General features: G+C 40.2%; 16 protein-coding genes and 1 tRNA gene. 7 read left to right on the top strand and 10 right to left on the bottom strand.

The window, feature by feature from the left end; translation table 11 throughout:
* Positions 1–100 precede the first annotated feature (100 nt).
* Positions 101–823 carry a hypothetical protein gene (locus tag FJR09_RS06475; RefSeq protein WP_168650822.1) on the bottom strand — a complete coding sequence of 241 codons (723 nt, stop codon included), beginning with the start codon at positions 821–823 and terminating at the stop codon, positions 101–103.
* Between the two features lie 233 nt (positions 824–1,056).
* Here FJR09_RS06475 and crtD point away from each other — a divergent pair, with 233 nt between their 5' ends.
* Positions 1,057–2,571, top strand: coding sequence for a C-3',4' desaturase CrtD (gene crtD, locus FJR09_RS06470; RefSeq protein ID WP_015081399.1), 1,515 nt, complete (start codon positions 1,057–1,059; stop codon positions 2,569–2,571).
* Between the two features lie 417 nt (positions 2,572–2,988).
* On the opposite strand, the gene FJR09_RS06465 is transcribed toward crtD, so the two are convergent.
* On the bottom strand, positions 2,989–5,064 hold the full coding sequence (locus tag FJR09_RS06465) for a hypothetical protein (RefSeq protein WP_015081400.1): 2,076 nt from the start codon (positions 5,062–5,064) through the stop codon (positions 2,989–2,991).
* A gap of 164 nt (positions 5,065–5,228) precedes the next feature.
* The gene (gene hslO, locus FJR09_RS06460) at positions 5,229–6,134 is read right to left on the bottom strand and encodes an Hsp33 family molecular chaperone HslO (RefSeq protein ID WP_015081401.1); all 906 of its coding nucleotides are present in this window, start codon (positions 6,132–6,134) and stop codon (positions 5,229–5,231) included.
* 44 nt (positions 6,135–6,178) lie between these two features.
* Here hslO and FJR09_RS06455 point away from each other — a divergent pair, with 44 nt between their 5' ends.
* Positions 6,179–6,403: a hypothetical protein gene (locus tag FJR09_RS06455; RefSeq protein WP_168654045.1), complete on the top strand. Its 225-nt coding sequence runs from the start codon at positions 6,179–6,181 to the stop codon at positions 6,401–6,403.
* Entirely contained in the window at positions 6,397–6,780 is a 384-nt protein-coding gene (locus FJR09_RS06450; RefSeq protein WP_168652819.1) for a hypothetical protein, read from the top strand. The genes FJR09_RS06455 and FJR09_RS06450 overlap by 7 nt, the downstream gene beginning before the upstream one ends.
* A gap of 50 nt (positions 6,781–6,830) precedes the next feature.
* Here the strand turns inward: FJR09_RS06450 and FJR09_RS06445 are convergent, their stop codons facing one another.
* Both FJR09_RS06445 and FJR09_RS06440 read right to left on the bottom strand, forming a co-directional pair.
* Positions 6,831–7,700, bottom strand: a complete 870-nt coding sequence (locus FJR09_RS06445; RefSeq protein WP_174782877.1) for a CPBP family intramembrane glutamic endopeptidase — start codon at positions 7,698–7,700, stop codon at positions 6,831–6,833.
* Between the two features lie 197 nt (positions 7,701–7,897).
* Complete coding sequence (locus FJR09_RS06440) at positions 7,898–8,323, bottom strand: AbrB family transcriptional regulator (RefSeq protein ID WP_015081404.1); 426 nt, start codon at positions 8,321–8,323, stop codon at positions 7,898–7,900.
* A gap of 1,234 nt (positions 8,324–9,557) precedes the next feature.
* Between FJR09_RS06440 and FJR09_RS06435 the strand changes: the two genes are divergently transcribed.
* A complete protein-coding gene (locus FJR09_RS06435; protein WP_174782876.1) occupies positions 9,558–10,553 on the top strand; it encodes a succinate dehydrogenase/fumarate reductase iron-sulfur subunit in 996 nt (331 codons plus the stop codon).
* Positions 10,554–10,705: 152 nt separating this feature from the next.
* Here FJR09_RS06435 and FJR09_RS06430 read toward each other — a convergent pair whose 3' ends face one another.
* From FJR09_RS06430 to psbX, 4 genes are all read right to left on the bottom strand, one after another.
* Positions 10,706–11,230: a TolB family protein gene (locus tag FJR09_RS06430; protein WP_015081407.1), complete on the bottom strand. Its 525-nt coding sequence runs from the start codon at positions 11,228–11,230 to the stop codon at positions 10,706–10,708.
* Between the two features lie 109 nt (positions 11,231–11,339).
* Positions 11,340–11,897, bottom strand: a complete 558-nt coding sequence (locus FJR09_RS06425; RefSeq protein ID WP_015081408.1) for a TolB family protein — start codon at positions 11,895–11,897, stop codon at positions 11,340–11,342.
* A 32-nt stretch (positions 11,898–11,929) separates the two neighbouring features.
* A complete protein-coding gene (locus FJR09_RS06420) occupies positions 11,930–12,877 on the bottom strand; it encodes a Ycf66 family protein (protein WP_168634360.1) in 948 nt (315 codons plus the stop codon).
* A gap of 151 nt (positions 12,878–13,028) precedes the next feature.
* Positions 13,029–13,148 carry a photosystem II reaction center X protein gene (psbX, locus tag FJR09_RS06415; RefSeq protein WP_015081410.1) on the bottom strand — a complete coding sequence of 40 codons (120 nt, stop codon included), beginning with the start codon at positions 13,146–13,148 and terminating at the stop codon, positions 13,029–13,031.
* A 252-nt stretch (positions 13,149–13,400) separates the two neighbouring features.
* Here psbX and FJR09_RS06410 point away from each other — a divergent pair, with 252 nt between their 5' ends.
* Positions 13,401–13,688 carry a YggT family protein gene (locus FJR09_RS06410; RefSeq protein WP_015081411.1) on the top strand — a complete coding sequence of 96 codons (288 nt, stop codon included), beginning with the start codon at positions 13,401–13,403 and terminating at the stop codon, positions 13,686–13,688.
* 165 nt (positions 13,689–13,853) lie between these two features.
* Here the strand turns inward: FJR09_RS06410 and accC are convergent, their stop codons facing one another.
* Entirely contained in the window at positions 13,854–15,200 is a 1,347-nt protein-coding gene (accC, locus tag FJR09_RS06405; protein ID WP_015081412.1) for an acetyl-CoA carboxylase biotin carboxylase subunit, read from the bottom strand.
* A gap of 281 nt (positions 15,201–15,481) precedes the next feature.
* On the opposite strand from accC, the gene FJR09_RS06400 reads away from it, so the two are divergent.
* Together FJR09_RS06400 and FJR09_RS06395 are read left to right on the top strand one after the other, a co-directional pair.
* Positions 15,482–15,564 (top strand) — tRNA-Leu (locus FJR09_RS06400).
* Positions 15,565–15,765: 201 nt separating this feature from the next.
* Positions 15,766–16,380: a chorismate lyase gene (locus FJR09_RS06395; protein WP_168652817.1), complete on the top strand. Its 615-nt coding sequence runs from the start codon at positions 15,766–15,768 to the stop codon at positions 16,378–16,380.
* Positions 16,381–16,715: the final 335 nt, after the last annotated feature.

Raw genomic sequence — 16,715 nt, 5'->3', positions numbered from 1 at the left:
TTTGCGTAAGTCCTGAATTTATTCAAGAATAATTAGGTTGGGACAAATGCCCAACCCACACAATAGAAAAATAAGAAATGTCTCTACACTACTTATTTACTCATTTTGAAAATACTGAAGCACTGATTTGTTGTGCTGGGGAAGGGGAAGGGGAAGATGATAAGAATTTCTCTACCAACAATTGCTGGAAAATGTTGACATCATTTTGCCAATTAGCAATTATTTGTTGTAAGTCTTGTATTCTTTCCGCAACGGTATTTCCGGTGAGAGGATAATTCAAGTTACCAGAGAATAAAATAGCTGGTGTTACCTGTTCCCCAGACTGGACATTTACTTGATTAATAGCTAAATTCAGAACTCCCCGTTTTAAGGGATAACTTAACTCTAATCCAGCATTGACTTTACTTCCTCCAAATTCCTGCCAAGAACCTGGGGCTAGAAGTTTACCGCATATATACTGATAAGCATCTGCTTCTGATGTAAAACCGACAACTGCTTTGGGGTTAATTCCTACTGCTTGATACTCTACTTGGGATAATTTTTCAACCAATTGTAGTGCAACTGTGGCGAGTTGAATTTCTGCCGGTGTTTTTCCTCCTATCATCTCTAACACATTCAGTCGGTTAGGTTGAACAATGATTCCCACACCGTTTTTATAAACCAACTGAACTAAATTATTATTGTAAACTGGTTGATTTGCTAGTTCCCAGTCTGAAGGAATAATCCCTGTATATTTGACGAAATCTGGGTTGAGAACTGCGGGATTGAGATTTTTCGCTACGAGAGAAATTGCTATTTCTGTGAGTTGTAAACTATTACTCATACACTTCTGGTTATGGCTGAATTGATTAACAGTATAAACACTGTCTAACCTAGTATAAGTGAAAAGTAACGTATTTGTAATTATTTATCTAAATAATCAGTAATCAACCTGAGTATACAGTGCTTATACTTAACAATTGTCCAGATTCTCTACTTCTTGGAGAAGTAGGGAATCTAACTTTTAGCTTTAGAGATTGATTTATTGTAAACTGATAATTAGTAATATTAAGAATTATGACAAATCCTACTCACACAAAAAATCAATCCCGCGTCATCGTCATCGGTGCGGGTATAGGTGGACTTACAGCCGGGGCATTATTAGCCCATAGAGGTTATAACGTCCTTATCCTCGACCAAGCCATAGTTCCCGGTGGTTGCGCTTCCACATTCAAACGTCAGGGATTTACCTTTGATGTTGGTGCGACGCAAGTAGCAGGTTTAGAACCTGGGGGAATTCATCACCGCATTTTCTCAGAATTAAATATAGAATTACCCGCAGCTACACCTTGCGACCCAGCCTGTGCTGTATATCTTCCCGGAGAGTCCACACCCATTAATGTCTGGCGTGATTCGCAAAAATGGCAAGCAGAACGCCAAAAACAGTTTCCCGGAAGTGAACCTTTTTGGCAATTATTAACCACTTTATTTAATGCTAGTTGGGAATTTCAAGGACGTGATCCTGTTTTACCACCCCGGAATTTATGGGATTTAGGACAATTAATCAAAGCAGTGCGTCCGAGTACATTTATTACCGCACCTTTCACTTTATTTACTGTTGGTGATGCTTTGCGATTATGTGGTTTAGGAAATGATCAAAGACTGCGGACATTTTTAGATTTACAACTTAAATTATATTCTCAAGTAAGTGCGGAAGAAACCGCTTTACTTTATGCAGCTACAGCCTTGAGTGTATCCCAATTACCCCAAGGGTTATTTCATCTCCAAGGAAGTATGCAAGTATTGAGCGATCGCTTGGTAGAATCCTTAGAACGAGATAGTGGTAAACTATTGATGCGCCACACGGTCGAAAAAATCGAAGTTGAAAATAACCAAGCTAAAGCGGTAGTTATTAAAAATCAGAAAACAGGGGAAACTTGGACAGAATCAGCAGATCATATCATTGGTAATGTCACCGTTCAGAACTTAGTCCAATTATTAGGAGAAAATGCGCCATCTGGATATAAACAAAGAGTAGAAAAACTCCCACCAGCTTCCGGTGCATTTGTGATTTATTTAGGTGTAGATAAAAGTGCAATTCCTCCTAATTGTCCACCGCATTTACAATTTTTATATGATGTAAATAAACCCATTGGGGAAAATAATTCCTTATTTGTATCTGTAAGTCATGAAGGAGACGGCCGCGCACCATTAGGAAAAGCCACAATTATCGCTTCTTCCTTTGTTGATTTTACGACCTGGTGGGAAACTCAAAATTATGAAGAGTTAAAACAAAAATTCACTCAAGATGCAATTTCTAAACTTTCTGAATATTTCTATTTAAAACCAGAAACTATCATTTATGTAGAAGCAGCCACACCTCGCACTTTTGCTCATTATACAGGCAGAGAAAAGGGAATTGTGGGCGGTATTGGTCAAAGAATTCCTACCTTTGGACCCTTTGGTTTTGCTAATCGGACTCCCATTAATAATTTGTGGTTAGTTGGTGATTCTACACATCCTGGAGAAGGTACAGCAGGTGTAAGTTATTCGGCTTTGACGGTAGTTAGACAAATTCAAGCTCAAGGGTAGAATTATTTTTTTCACGCAGAGGCGCGGAGAACACAGAGAATTATTTTTCAGCTAGTTTAGCAGTAATGAATTTACCAATACTATGGTAGTATTAGATATATTACCCGTAGAAAAATAAACTATGGTAACGACAGCAATATAAGGATTCCTCACTTTGCGCCTTTGCGTGAGGCTATACTCAAAACGGCTTGATTGTTTGATTCTAACCGTAGGGGTTTAGCACTGCTAAACCCCTACACATCTGGGTTCTTTGTCATTTGGCAAAAGTTTAAATCTCACCCGTGTTTAGTATAATTCATACTTAAAATTAGCAAAATTATAAGTGAAATTCCGAAAACCCTTGAAGATGTAGCTGACTTAGTCAGCTACATCTGTGCTTTAGACAAGGGATGAAGGCTAGAGGCTTTCCTTTATCAATTAATTAGGACTTCCTGAAGGCTGAGATTCTGGAACTGCTGGTGTTAGTTCAGGTATAGATTCCACAGACGGACTAGGAGGGGATTTGGGAATCATAAGTTGCCGCCAAGTTCTAATTTGTTCTCGAGAGTCAGTGTAAGCACTACTACCACGAGGAATTAACTTGGCTGTATCAATTGCTTTAGCCACATCTACCTCACTTTGAGAACGTGCCATTTCTAACAACTGTTGACTCCACTGGTCAATAGCAATATTCACATCTAAACGTAAACTGTTACGACTAGATACCCGATTTGCCAACTGGATAGCTTCACTTAAAGCCTCTGGTGTGCCAGTAACTGCGACTTGCTTGGCTTTTTGCCAACTGTCTTTAGCGCGAATTTGGTCTTGCCAAGTATCTATAGATGATTGGGCTTCACTTGATAAAGCGCGTCCTGAAGAGGCGATTTTTTGGGCTTCACTAATAGCCGTTGTTAAATTACCACTGTCGGCTAATGCCTTGGCTTGATCTAAATATGGTTGATCTTGAATGCGCTCAATTTTAGCCGTCCATAGCCTCATCTTTTTTCTGGCTTCTGGATATAATGCTCGTCCAGAACGAATTTGATTAAGTTCAGCGATCGCTGTTTGCAATGAGTTAACATCCTCACCGATGGCTATTTGTTCTGCCCGATCTAAATATGGTCTATCTTCAATCGTTTCCACTTGTCCACGCCAACGGCCAATTTCTTGACGGGCTTCTGTCCCACGGGGATTATTCCCAGGAATTAGCTGTACTTCCGAAATAGCTGCTGTTAAATCATTAACCGTGCCTTGACTGGCTAGATTTCGGGCTTTCTCTAACCGAGAAACATCTTCAATTTCTAATTGCCAACGCGCAATTAATTGTTGTGCCTCATTATAAACATCCCTAGAAGCATCTATTTGTTGAGCTTGAGAAATAGCAGTTTCTAACCCAGCCGCAGTCCCAATAAAAGCACTTCTTTGGGCTTCACCCAAAACCATAAAATCATCAACTTCCGCTTGTAATTCAGGAATAGGCGGAATTTGTCGGGCAATTTCCAATGCTGCATCCGCATTTCGCTCTTTCATCTTTGCTTGTGCGAGTGTGAGCATTTTTCGAGCAAATCCTGATATTAACTCTTTGGCTTTTTGATACAGATAACTATCCGGTTTAATCGCCTCAGCTAGTTTAATAGCTTTGAGTAAATTATCTAAATTGCGACTCTTTGCTAAATCTTCTGCTTTGTAAAGTTTATCCCCATCTTCCCGCGCTGTAACAATAATGTTATTTAATTGATCATATTTAGTGCTTGCCCAGTATTTATTATCTACCCGCAGTAATCTAGCTGTGAGCATAAAAGCCGATTGCCAATGTCGTTGACGCAATTCCTTTTCGGCTTCTTGGTAAATTCCTTCAGCCTTTGACCAAATCGTTTGCCATTTTTGAATTTGTTCTTCAACCAGTTCACTAACCTTGACATCAGGAGGAATTTTTCGGGCTGTAGCGATCGCTTCCTCCAAATTCCCTCCTTGGAAACTCTGATCAGCTAATTTTAAAATATCCCGTGACCATTCCTCCAAAAGACGATTAATTTCGCCTCGTAGTGGGTGATTTTCTGGTAATTGCTTGACGAGAGTAATCGCTTGCAGCAAATCATTAATAGTTTGCTTAGAAGCCGCCAACTGAGCGCAGTGTACTCTCACTGACGCACTAGCCAAAGGCCAGAAAATCTGTGGACAATTAGGGGCAGATGGTAACTTAAACAGGATGGATAGAGCGAGAAAACCCATACTTCCAGGAATTAAAGTTAATACTGCTGCCCAAACTACCCAATTTTTAGTCCAACGGGGCAATTTCTCAATTAAAACACTGAGATTAAAAGTAGATTCTGAATTATCATTTATCGCCAAACCTGTGCCATCTGGCTTTTTGCTTTTCTTCATGGACTGAGAATTAGCACCAATTGCAGCAGTATCAGCAGTTTGATTATTTGATATATAGTTGGGTTCAAACCCAATTGGTTCTCCTGCTTGGTCCGAAGACCAATTATCTGGAATATCCCGCTCTGTCATTGCTCACACCACACTAATTGAATAGCGATATGAAAGTAGGTAGATCAATATAGATAATTTTATGTTTGCTATCCTAACTTTCCCATCTAGAAAAACCCATCCAAAAAATTCATCACCCTCATCAATAACATTACTGTTTTTTGGTTTGAGTGTGACTAGTTACATTAACCAGAAATTGCAGATTCTCTTTGCAAATCTCCAATTAACTGGGTTAAATCATCACTACTTGCTTGATAAATATTACCGCAAAACTCACAAGTTGCTTCTGCACCATTATCTTTCACAATCATGTCTTGTAGTTCCGCTTCTCCCAATATTTTCAGCGCCCCTAGCACCCGATCAAAAGAGCAGCCACAATGAAAGCGTAACATCTGAGTTTCCGGAAATATGTTCAATCCCATATCTCCTAACAAATCGTTAAAAATTTCTATCAGTGTTTTACCTGCTTGCAGTAATGGCGTAAACCCGGATAAAGCCGAAACCCGTGATTCTAATGTAGCCACTAACTCCTCATCCCTCGCAGCTTTCGGTAACACCTGTATCAATATTCCTCCGGCAGCCGTCACACCCTGTTCTCCCACAAACACACCCAAAACTAAAGCGGAAGGAGTTTGTTCAGAATTTGCTAAATAGTGAGCAACATCGTCACCTATTTCCCCAGAAACAAGTTCTACCGTACTAGAGTAAGGAAAGCCATGGCCAATATCGCGGACTACATAAAGAAAACCTGTACCCACTGCCCCCCCAACATCTAGTTTACCCTGATCATTGGGAGGCAATTCCACAGAGGGATTACCAACATAGCCCCTCACAGTGCCATCTAAGCCCGCATCTGCCAATATACCACCTAAAAGACCATCGCCCTTAACTCGCACATTTACCCTAGAACCGACCCGTTTCATACTGGAAGCCATCAACAAACCAGCCGCCATACTTCTTCCCAAAGCTGCTGTAGCCACATAAGATAATTTATGGCGTTGTCTAGCCTCTTCTGTTAACCGGGTGGTAATCACGCCTACAGCCTTAATACCACCATCCGCCGCAGTCGCACGAATCAATTGATCTGCCATGAAAAACCTTACAATTCTTTACAAGATGACTTTTATATTCTAAGTTGTTTCGAGTCAGGAGAAGGAAGAAGGAGTCAGGAGTCAGGAGTCAGGAGTCAGGAGTCAGGAGTCAGGAGTCAGGAGAGGAGGAAGAAAGAAGAAAGAAGAAAGAAGAAGGAGGAAGAAAGAAGGAAGAAGGAAGGAAGGAAGAAGGAAGGAAGAAAGAAATTACCCAATTACCAATTACCAATTACCAATTACCAATTACCAATTACCAATTACTATGCTAGGTACATTTCAACAAAGCCAAATCCGTATTGAAATCGCAGCATCAGCCAATGCCATTCATGACAGTATTTTGCATCCTGCACAACTAAAAAAATGGCTATTGGGGCAAAGTTTCCCCCCAGAAATGCCCACAGAATTACCGTCAGGATTTGAATTTACTACTCACACAGGGCCCATATCCATTCATCATCGAGTAGACGTAGTAAAACCCAATTGTCTGCGCTTACTACTGAGTGGAGGCATTGACGGCTTTCACGAATGGTACTGGGGAGAAGGCTGGATACAATCCCGTTTAGAAGGCATATCCATCCTACCCCTAAACTTAGGACAAACCCTGAGCTTAGTCAGCTTACGCCAATTCTTAACCACAACAAAGTAATTTTTCCATTCTTTGCGCCTTTGCTCCTTTGCGTCTTTGCGCGAAAAACACTAATTAAAAATTTCAGATACCCATAAAAGCACTCCCCCCGTCGCCGAAACACACATAATTCCTGTTAACCCCGCGAGGGGTTTTTTATTGATACCTGTCACCCATGCAGAAACTTTATCTGTATAGGTGATTAATCCTGCTGTATCTATAGTAGCGATCGCCCATACCCAACCAGCATGAAGTCCCCAAGCTATCCCTAAATTATGCCCATCAGCTAATCTGGCTAATACCAATACCATACCCATGAGCCATAATCCAGGCAGTTGAGGAAGAGTTTCTGTTTGTTCCCAGACCAAATGTAAGACAGCAAAAATCAAGCTAGAAATAATTGCAGCTAACCAAATTGAATAATTCTGTTCTAATTGAGTGAATATAAAGCCCCGAAATACCAGTTCTTCGATTCCCCCCACAAACAAAGCCACTAGGGAAATTGTCAATAAACTAGATGGTATTAACTTGAGATGAGATTTTTCTAAATAGCACCAACCGGCGCAAATTTGCCCAAAAAATACGGTAGCTAGACTGAAAACACCCAAGCCAAAACCTAGCAATAAAGAAGCGAAAATAGAAACTTCCCCTACTAATCCATAATCAGGGAAAGAACCTAATTTCAACCATTGAAATCCCCAGAGAATTAGGGGTACTAATAAATAGAGAGATACTAATAAAGGAATTTTTTGCTCAGGTTGTAAAGATTTATGTATTTGCCAATTTAAGGTAATGGCTAAAATTGCTACTAATGGCAACCAGCAACCTATCCAAACCATAAAAAAAGCCATGACCAAAAATACTGGTGTATCTTTGATAAACTCCAGCAAAGGATTGGCCGATAACTCTAAAAATGACAGCGCAATAGACATAAAAAACATGACTAACTTCCTGCAACAACAGATTTCTTGATTATTCATCAAGACTCTACTAGAATTTGTGACTAATGGAAGAGGCCAAAACGTTTTTTATGTCTTATGCCACTGAAATTATTTAACTACAGCTACTAATTAGCGGTAGCTTTAGGGATAGATTTTTCAGCATTAAGGGAAAAACCAGCCCTGATAGGTGAAAAAATTTATTCTTCTGCGTCTGATTCATCAGCACCATCATCTGACTGGGTTAATTGTTTGTCACCTTCACCAAGTTGAATTAAGTGAATATGTTTGTAACCTAGTCTAATTTCAAATTCATCACCGGGCTTTAGGTTCATCGCTTTGGTGTAAGTTGCACCAATCACAATTTGACCATTTTGATGAACACTAACCCGGTATGTCGGTTCGCGGCCACGTCCATCTTTTGGTGCTTCTGGGCTGAGGGGAATGCCTCTAGCTGACAATAAAGCATCATAAAAATCTGTTAAATTAACCCGAACTTGGCTATTTTTAGTAACGGTGTAATAACCACATTGCTTTGCTCTTTCCCGACGTGGTAAAGTGGAAAGTTCTTTAACTTTCGCTAGTAATGTTTTTCCAGTTAATGGGGCAGTTGCGGTTTCAGCCATTATGTTCTAATTTTCCTTAATCTCTTCAAATTGATAGCGTAGCATGGCGTTAGCCATTTAAAAATTTTCTTGTGAGTCCAGTATTGAGCAATCAGCGCAACTGGACTTCAGAAATAAACAAAACATGAGGGTGATGGGTGAATTCCTGCTGATATGGAAGCAACGAATGACTCTATCATAGTTATCTATAATAGGTTTCTAAGTCATAGTTACCACAAACATTTATTTCAGTAATTTTACTGCGCTTTTAACCATCATTGGCCATCAGAAATTAAATTATTTTCTCTTTGGGCGCTGTTGTATCGGTGTAACTTCAAGCCACCTTTACAAATCAGGTTAGTTCTACTCCAAAAAAGTCGTAGAGCCAATAAATTACAGGTTTTTCACATTCACCGCCAATCTTACTTGCTTTTGAGTTATCGGCTTGCACCTAATTCTCTTCTTTAGCTGAAGATAGCATAGTATTTGTATGTGGTCTAACGAACATACACCCTTTTATTCTGCCAGTAGAGACATGAATTTTCCAGTCTCTACATTACGAGTAAACTTAGAAGTGTTAGCCGCGCTTATGCGGTTATTGTCTCTAATTTTGTTAGTTCGTAATTTTCTATTAAATACTAGCATGAAATAATAATAGCAAAATATTTTTTGAATTTAAAATTCATATTTCGGTTAAATTTTGATCTCACGCGCTGGAGTTGAGGAGGTAAAATGCAGTAGAGATTTTCCCAAGGCTTCATACTGTCATGAGGAGAATGTCAAGACTTTTATGAAAGTTAATCTAATTCCGACTAGCTTTCTTGGAGTGAATCAGTTAAATTCTAGAGTTTCTATGGCTTCGCTACGCCAGCTATCAGTGACTAGAAACAAAAACCGGGGTGGAAAATCCCCATTATTGATCACCGTCAGATTCAAAGCTCTCGTCAGATTATCTACGTCTGTCTAGGGGAAGAATAAATTTACCACATCTATGGGGTATTTGATAGCCATGAGGAAAGATGTTCACTTGCTTTAACACTTCTATATATTTAAAGATGTAGAATTTTGATAACTAGGGCTTGACGAAAGAAGTATTAAGTGTAAAGGATTAAGGGTGAAGCCTGCGGTCAAGTCAAGCATAAGAGAAAATGTCTGTTTATACTTCATGCTTTGGACTTCATCCCTCCCTAGCTTCATGATTTTGAGGTGGGTAAGGCATAGAAAAGATTTGAACCCAAGATTTGGATTGATAATAATGGAAGTTATTTTTAAGATTACTCGACAACAAGAAAATTCTCATCCTGTTTTCAAATCCTACGTTTTGGAGGTAGAACCAGGGAATACTATCCTGGATTGTCTCAATCAGATTAAGTGGGAACAAGATGGAACTTTAGCATTTCGCAAAAATTGCCGCAATACAATTTGTGGTAGTTGTGCTGTGCGGATTAATGGGCGTTCTGCTTTGGCTTGTAAGGAAAATGTGGGGAGTGAACTGGCTAGACTGGAGAAAATATCATCATTGGCAAATCAGTCTCAGGCTACTCCAGAAATTACAGTTGCACCTTTGGGGAATATGCCTGTAATTAAAGATTTGGTTGTGGATATGAATGGTTTTTGGAATAATTTGCAGAAAGTTGCCCCTTATGTAAGTACAGCAAGTAGACAAGTTCCCGAAAGAGAGTTCTTACAAACGCCTCAAGAGCGATCGCTTCTTGATCAAACAGGCAATTGTATTATGTGTGGGGCTTGTTATTCTGAATGTAATGCTCTGGAAGTCAATCCTGACTTTGTTGGTCCCCATGCCTTAGCTAAAGCCTATCGCATGGTGGCAGATTCCCGCGATAGTAATACAGAAGAACGATTAGAAAACTATAGCGCAGGAACTCAAGGAGTTTGGGGTTGTACTCGTTGTCTTTATTGTGATTCAGTTTGTCCTATGGAAGTTGCCCCATTAGAGCAAATCACCAAAATTAAACAGGAAATTCTGGAACGCAAAGAAGCGAGTGATAGTCGAGCAATTCGTCACCGTAAAGTTTTAGTAGATTTAGTCAAACAAGGTGGTTGGATTGATGAACGTCAATTTGGGATGCAAGTAGTTGGTAATTATTTGCGCGATTTACAAGGATTACTTAGTCTTGCACCTTTAGGTTTAAGAATGCTAGTCAAAGGCAAATTTCCCCTTTCCTTTGAACCATCCCAGGGTACTGAGGAAGTGCGATCGCTCATCGAATCTGTACAAAATACTGATTAATTGATTCTATATTCTGGGCGCACGCCTTGCGCCCCTACTTGACTCTTCATTCTTCCTTTTATCTTTCTTACTTCCTTCTTCTTCTTTCTTTTCTCCTGACTCCTGACTCGGTGACTCCTGACTCCTGACTCGGTGACTCCTGACTCCTCTGACTAACTGGGATCTTGAGGAATATTCAATTTTCGCCCAAAACGGTCATAAACTAAAATATCCCATTGTCCATTATTGCTATATTCAAACGCAATTCTACTACCATCAGCACTAATAGTAGGATTGCGGACTTCTCCTTGGATATCACCAGCTAAATTTCGTAATTGACGCACATCTCGATCATAAAAAACAATTTGTGTTCGTCCTTGACGACTAGCAGCAAAAACAATGAATTTACCATTATCAGATGATGCAGGATGGGAAGCAATCGTATCAAAAGAATTTAAACCTGGTAAATCCACCAAATTCCGAGTCACCGTATCAAACATATATACATCTTGACTGCCTCGGCGATCGCTCGTAAACACCATATATCTCCCCGAAATTTGCGGATTTAACTCCGATGAAAAACTATTAAGACTCCTACCCCCAGAATCAAATGGGTAACTGAGTAAACGCGGATAGCCAAAACACCCAGTTAATAGAGTTGAGCATAAAATTAAAATAATTGATAATTTATAATTCATTTAGAGAACAAGGAACAGAGAACAAAAGCAGAAAGGGTTAATAAACAAACCAATTACCAATCCTGAAAATCCTTAAATCCTGGACATCCTGATTCAGACAAAATAAATTTTAATTGGTATTCACCGTTGCACCATTAGGAATATCTAACTCAATAGTTGGACCCCTATCGAGAACTTCAATATCCCATTGTCCACGACCAGCAGATTCAAACGCAACATAACGCCCGTCAGGACTAATAGTAGGATTTCTCACCCAACCACGAAAGGTGGGAGTCAGAATTTGTGAATTTTGCGAAGCCCGATCATAGAGTGCTACAACTGGTCTACCTTGATCACTGGTAATATAACAAATGTAGCGTCCTGTATAACTCAAACTAGGACTTTCCGCAATTACAGATTGTCGGTTTAAGCCCGGTGTGGGCATAAAACTTTGATTTTCTAAATCGTATACTAACAACTGCTGACGACGAGAACGATTGGAAATAAAAGCCAAAAAACGGCCATTACCACTCATTGCCGGTTGTTCTTCAGTATATCGGCTATTCAGAGAAGTTACTCCCATCGGGATATTATCAGCAGCACAAGATATTAGTAAACTTGTCAGTCCAAAAATTAGGCTCCAATAAATAGACTGTTGGAGCCAGAAGCTAGGTGTAAATGTTTTCACATTACTGTTTTCCGTCGTCCACCCCAAATGTTTTAAATATCGTCATCAAAATCGGAATTATCCGGCTCATTATTGGGCTTATTAATGGGATTGTATGGTACATAATCCGTTGGTATAGCCTCATCATCATCCTGTCTTCTAGGCGGAACTGAGTCTCTGGGAGGACGACGTTTTCTGGGTCTAGGAGTAGGAGCAACATCATCCTCTCGGCTTTCTGGGCGTTGGGGGCGATTATTACCGCTATTACTGTTATTACCGCTATTATTGCGACGTGGTGGTTTTCTTACTTCATCTTGAGAATTTGCACCTTCCCAATCATCAACTTGTCTGGGAGCAGAACCCCAATTTTCATCTGTATTACTCTCGCTGGGACGACCGACTGAACGCCCAGAATTAGGACGACGCTTTCTTTCTCCTGAATCTGGTCTTTCCCTGTTCCGTGGGTTTGGTGAACTGCGTGGAGCTTGATCTTCGTAATAGTCATCACGGGGAGAACGTTCATCTCGACTACCCCGAATTCTCGGACGTTGAGGAGCTTCTTCCTCTTCTTCATAAGGTAGCGGTTCTAAATCTGCATCCATCTCAGCTTGATAATTGCGCCGCTCAGAATAAGAATATTTCCTGCTAACCTCGCGTTCATCGTCCACAATGGGAGTATTGCGTTTAGCTTGTTGAGTAGCGATACTCCGCAGACGAATACTTTCAACCGCAAAAAATACCGTAGAACCTACCAAAAGCAACTGACCAAATTGTAAAATTGGATCAAGTCGCCATCCTTGGAAGACAAGAATAAAGCCGCATAATAAGCCAACCGCTGCAAAAAAGATGTCTTGATCTCTTGACAGTTCTGGCCGGACAGTCCTAAGAAAGTACAGTGCTGCTCCAGCTACAGCCAGGAAAATTCCCAGAATACTGGCTGAGTTCGCTCCAAAATTTACCTGAGCTAAAACACTGGCTGAGTTCAGCCCAAAATTAACCATTGGCGTTTTCCTAATATCAAATCTATATTAACGAGTTACACTTACCATCACTATTTTAACCAGTCATAATATTGTAGAAGAAGAATACTGGAGTTCAGAAGTCCAGGAGAAAGGAGAAGACAATTCTTCCCCAGTCCCCAGTCCCTAAAAATTAAAAACGTTGGATTTTATCTTTTTGGCTAATGAAAATTAGACCAATGGTAGCAGGGATAACGACAATCGCAGTCCCAAAAACCAAACTCCAAAGAAAATTTGCTAAAGAGGGTGTCATAGTTCTCAACCTTTTTTTACACAGTTTATTCTCATTTTAATCCTGGATTACTTTCTTGAAAAGTAGAACAGGATTATCTATCCAACTTGGTATCTACTTGATTGATGATCCCAAGTCAATAACTTTGTTTTTCCATTCTCACAATAAAATGACACCATTTAGTTAAAATTAAAAAAGAATGCGTTACAAAACTTAAAATTTCTCAACTTAGGTCTAAGTTGAGGATGTTCTCACAAATATTAGCTAAACAAAATGACTGGTGTTAACTTGACTACTTGGATTCTTGGCCCCTTTTTGGGAGTGATGACGTTTTTATTTATTTTCCGCATTATTCTGACCTGGTATCCCCAATTCCATCTCAACCGTTTACCTTTTAGTCTGATCGCTTGGCCGACTGAACCCTTCTTAATCCCGTTGCGGAAGTTAGTACAACCTATTGGTGGTGTAGATATTACCCCGATTATCTTAGTAGCGATTTTTAGTTTTATTCGGGAAATTTTACTAGGTCAGCAAGGGTTACTGACCATGTTATATAGGTAATAGGAGTCAGGAGTCAGAAGGAAGGAGTCAGGAGTCAGGAGTCAGGAGTCAGGAGTCAGGAGGAAGAAGGAAGAAGGAAGAAAAAATTTTTCCCCAAACAACTGACAACTAACAACTGACAACTAACAACTGACAACTGACAACTGACAACTGACAACTGACCAATTATTGCATTTTCATATCCTGAACAAAGCTGGTGTAAATATTACCCTGCAAAAATTGGGAGTTTTCCATAATTTTTTGATGAAAGGGAATGGTTGTCGGGACTCCAGTAATGGCACATTCTCTCAATGCGCGTTTCATGCGGGTAATTGCTGTAGCTCGATCTGGTCCCCAGACAATTAATTTACCAATCAGGGAGTCGTAATAAGGGGGAATGTTGTAATCCGTGTATACGTGGGAATCAATCCGCACTCCTGGTCCTCCAGGTGGTAGATAACCAGTAATTTTACCGGGGGCTGGGCGAAAATCATGATCTGGATCTTCGGCGTTAATGCGACATTCAATAGAATGTCCTCGAAGAACCACTTCTTTTTGTGTCAGCTTTAGTCTTTCCCCTTGAGCAATGCGAATTTGTTCAACTACTAAATCTATACCAGTAATCATCTCTGTAACTGGATGCTCAACTTGTATCCGGGTGTTCATTTCCATGAAATAGAATTTACCGAATTTGTCTAGAAGAAATTCGATAGTTCCAGCACCGCTGTAGTTAATAGACTGGGCAGCTTTAACGGCAGCTTTTCCCATTTTTTGCCGTAAATCTGGATCAAGAGCCGGACTAGGGGCTTCTTCTAGGAGTTTTTGGTTACGACGCTGAATTGAACAATCTCTTTCACCTAAATGGATCACGTTGCCGTAGTTATCCGCTAAAATCTGAAATTCAATGTGCCGGGGACGTTCAATAAATTTTTCTATATAAACGCCTGAATTACCAAAAGCTGCTCCTGCTTCCCCTTGAGCCGCGAGGAATAGTCTCACAAACTCATCTTCGGAGCGGACAAGCCGCATTCCTCTACCACCACCACCGGCGGTAGCTTTAACCATTACAGGATAACCAATTTTTTGAGCGATCGCTAATCCTTCTGCTTCTGATTCTACTAACCCTTCACTACCGGGAACTGTAGGAACACCGGCTTTTTGCATAGTTTCTTTAGCGGTGGACTTATCCCCCATCAGCCTGATAGATTCGGGTGTAGGTCCAATGAAAGCGATATGATGATCCGCACAAATTTCGGCAAATCTGGCATTCTCTGATAAAAAACCATACCCAGGATGAATGGCACCGGCATTGCGCGTTAATGCAGCAGCAATAATATTGGGAATATTCAAATAACTTTTACTGCTGGCAGGTTCACCAATGCAAACGGCTTCATCTGCAAGTTGGACGTGCAGCGCGTTTCTGTCAACAGTGGAGTGAACAGCAACTGTGGCAATTCCCATTTCTTCACAGGCACGGAGAATGCGAAGGGCTATTTCTCCTCGATTGGCAATTAATATTTTATCAAATTTCATTTTCGAGTTGCGATATCAGTACCAGTAGATTGACATTTTCTCCTATCCTGTTGACATAAAGCGGTTGCATTACTGCAAATCGTGACAGGAGATTCCCAAACCTCATTCTTAGCAGACTATTGGATTATCTGGCATCTTTGCTAGACCTCTTAATATGACTTGTGCTGTAACTATATTTCTGTTAGTCTCATACCCATTCAAAAAATATTTGGGAAATATTGGAAAAATATTGTATTTGAGAGATTTTTTTATGTTATACTCTAATCTGTGTTCAAAACCGCGCGGATGTGGCGGAATTGGTATACGCGCACGCTTGAGGTGCGTGTGGGCATAGCCCTTGCGAGTTCGAGTCTCGCCATCCGCATTTTTGAATGTAAATAACCCGCTGTTATGTCAGAAAAATGATTATAGCAGCGGGTTTACATTTTTTAGGGAACAGGGAACAGGGAACAGGGAACAAGAGATGGAAAGAATTTTCCCAATAACCAATGATTGACCAGCTTCTTCTAGTGATGCTGGTTTTTGTGCTATTCATAGAAATATATATAAACTTTTGTAAAGAACATTGACTACTACTTTTAATCCCACAAATGATTTAATCTTACCCAGCGCTTGGCATTGTCTAACTCCCATTTGGCAAGGTGGGGAGGAAGCTATTAAACGCGGGTTACCTCACAGTCAGTTAGCTCCTACTTGGCAATTATTGCTTTTGGGTGATGGTTCTCCGACTCGACACGTCCAACTACTGACGGGTGAACCAACGGAGGTAGATGTAATTGATATGTCAGCAATTGGCATGAATGCCGATAATGCACCAACTATGATGCAGATGCTACCGGGTCCAAGAGTGCGCCGACAGGTTTGGGTGCGAACTGCTTCCGGTCAGCGGTTATATTATGCTGCTTCTTGGTGGGAAGCAAGTCATGTAGATGAGTATTTACAAAACAAGTCTTTACCAATTTGGGCAAGTTTAGCACGGTTACGAACTGAGTTATATAGAGACGTTCAAGGCATTTATTATGGTAACTCAGAAGCGTTAGAGTTGGGTTTTCAGGAAAAGGGGCCTTTTTGGGGTCGCCATTATTTGTTTTGGCATCATGGACAACCGCTAACTTTGATTTATGAGGTTTTTTCGCCTTTTTTAACTAAATATTTGGGTGCGATGAATTATGAAAGTTAATCCTCTCAATTACTAATCCCCAAAACCAGAGAAAGGTTACATCTACAGCAGTTGCGGAAACTAATAGACTTTTAATGTCAAATTTGTGTCATAATCAACCCTAACTGGGGGGAAAATGACTTTTTGACTAAAGGGTGAGTCTTAAAAATAATATTCTCTTGGTGTATCCGTGTATGTTAATTGTCAGAATCAGGATATCCAGGATTTAAGGATTTTCAGGATGAAATTAACATTCTTTTCGTGTGTTTCGGTGTGCTATGTTTCGCGCAAAGTGGCAAAGGAGCAAAGACGCAAAGAAGAAATTAACTGTGAGAATAATAGAAAATTATCAAAAT

Source organism: Dolichospermum sp. UHCC 0406, from assembly GCF_009712025.1.
Classification (GTDB): domain Bacteria; phylum Cyanobacteriota; class Cyanobacteriia; order Cyanobacteriales; family Nostocaceae; genus Dolichospermum; species Dolichospermum lemmermannii.
This window is presented reverse-complemented; position numbering and strand designations above follow the sequence as displayed.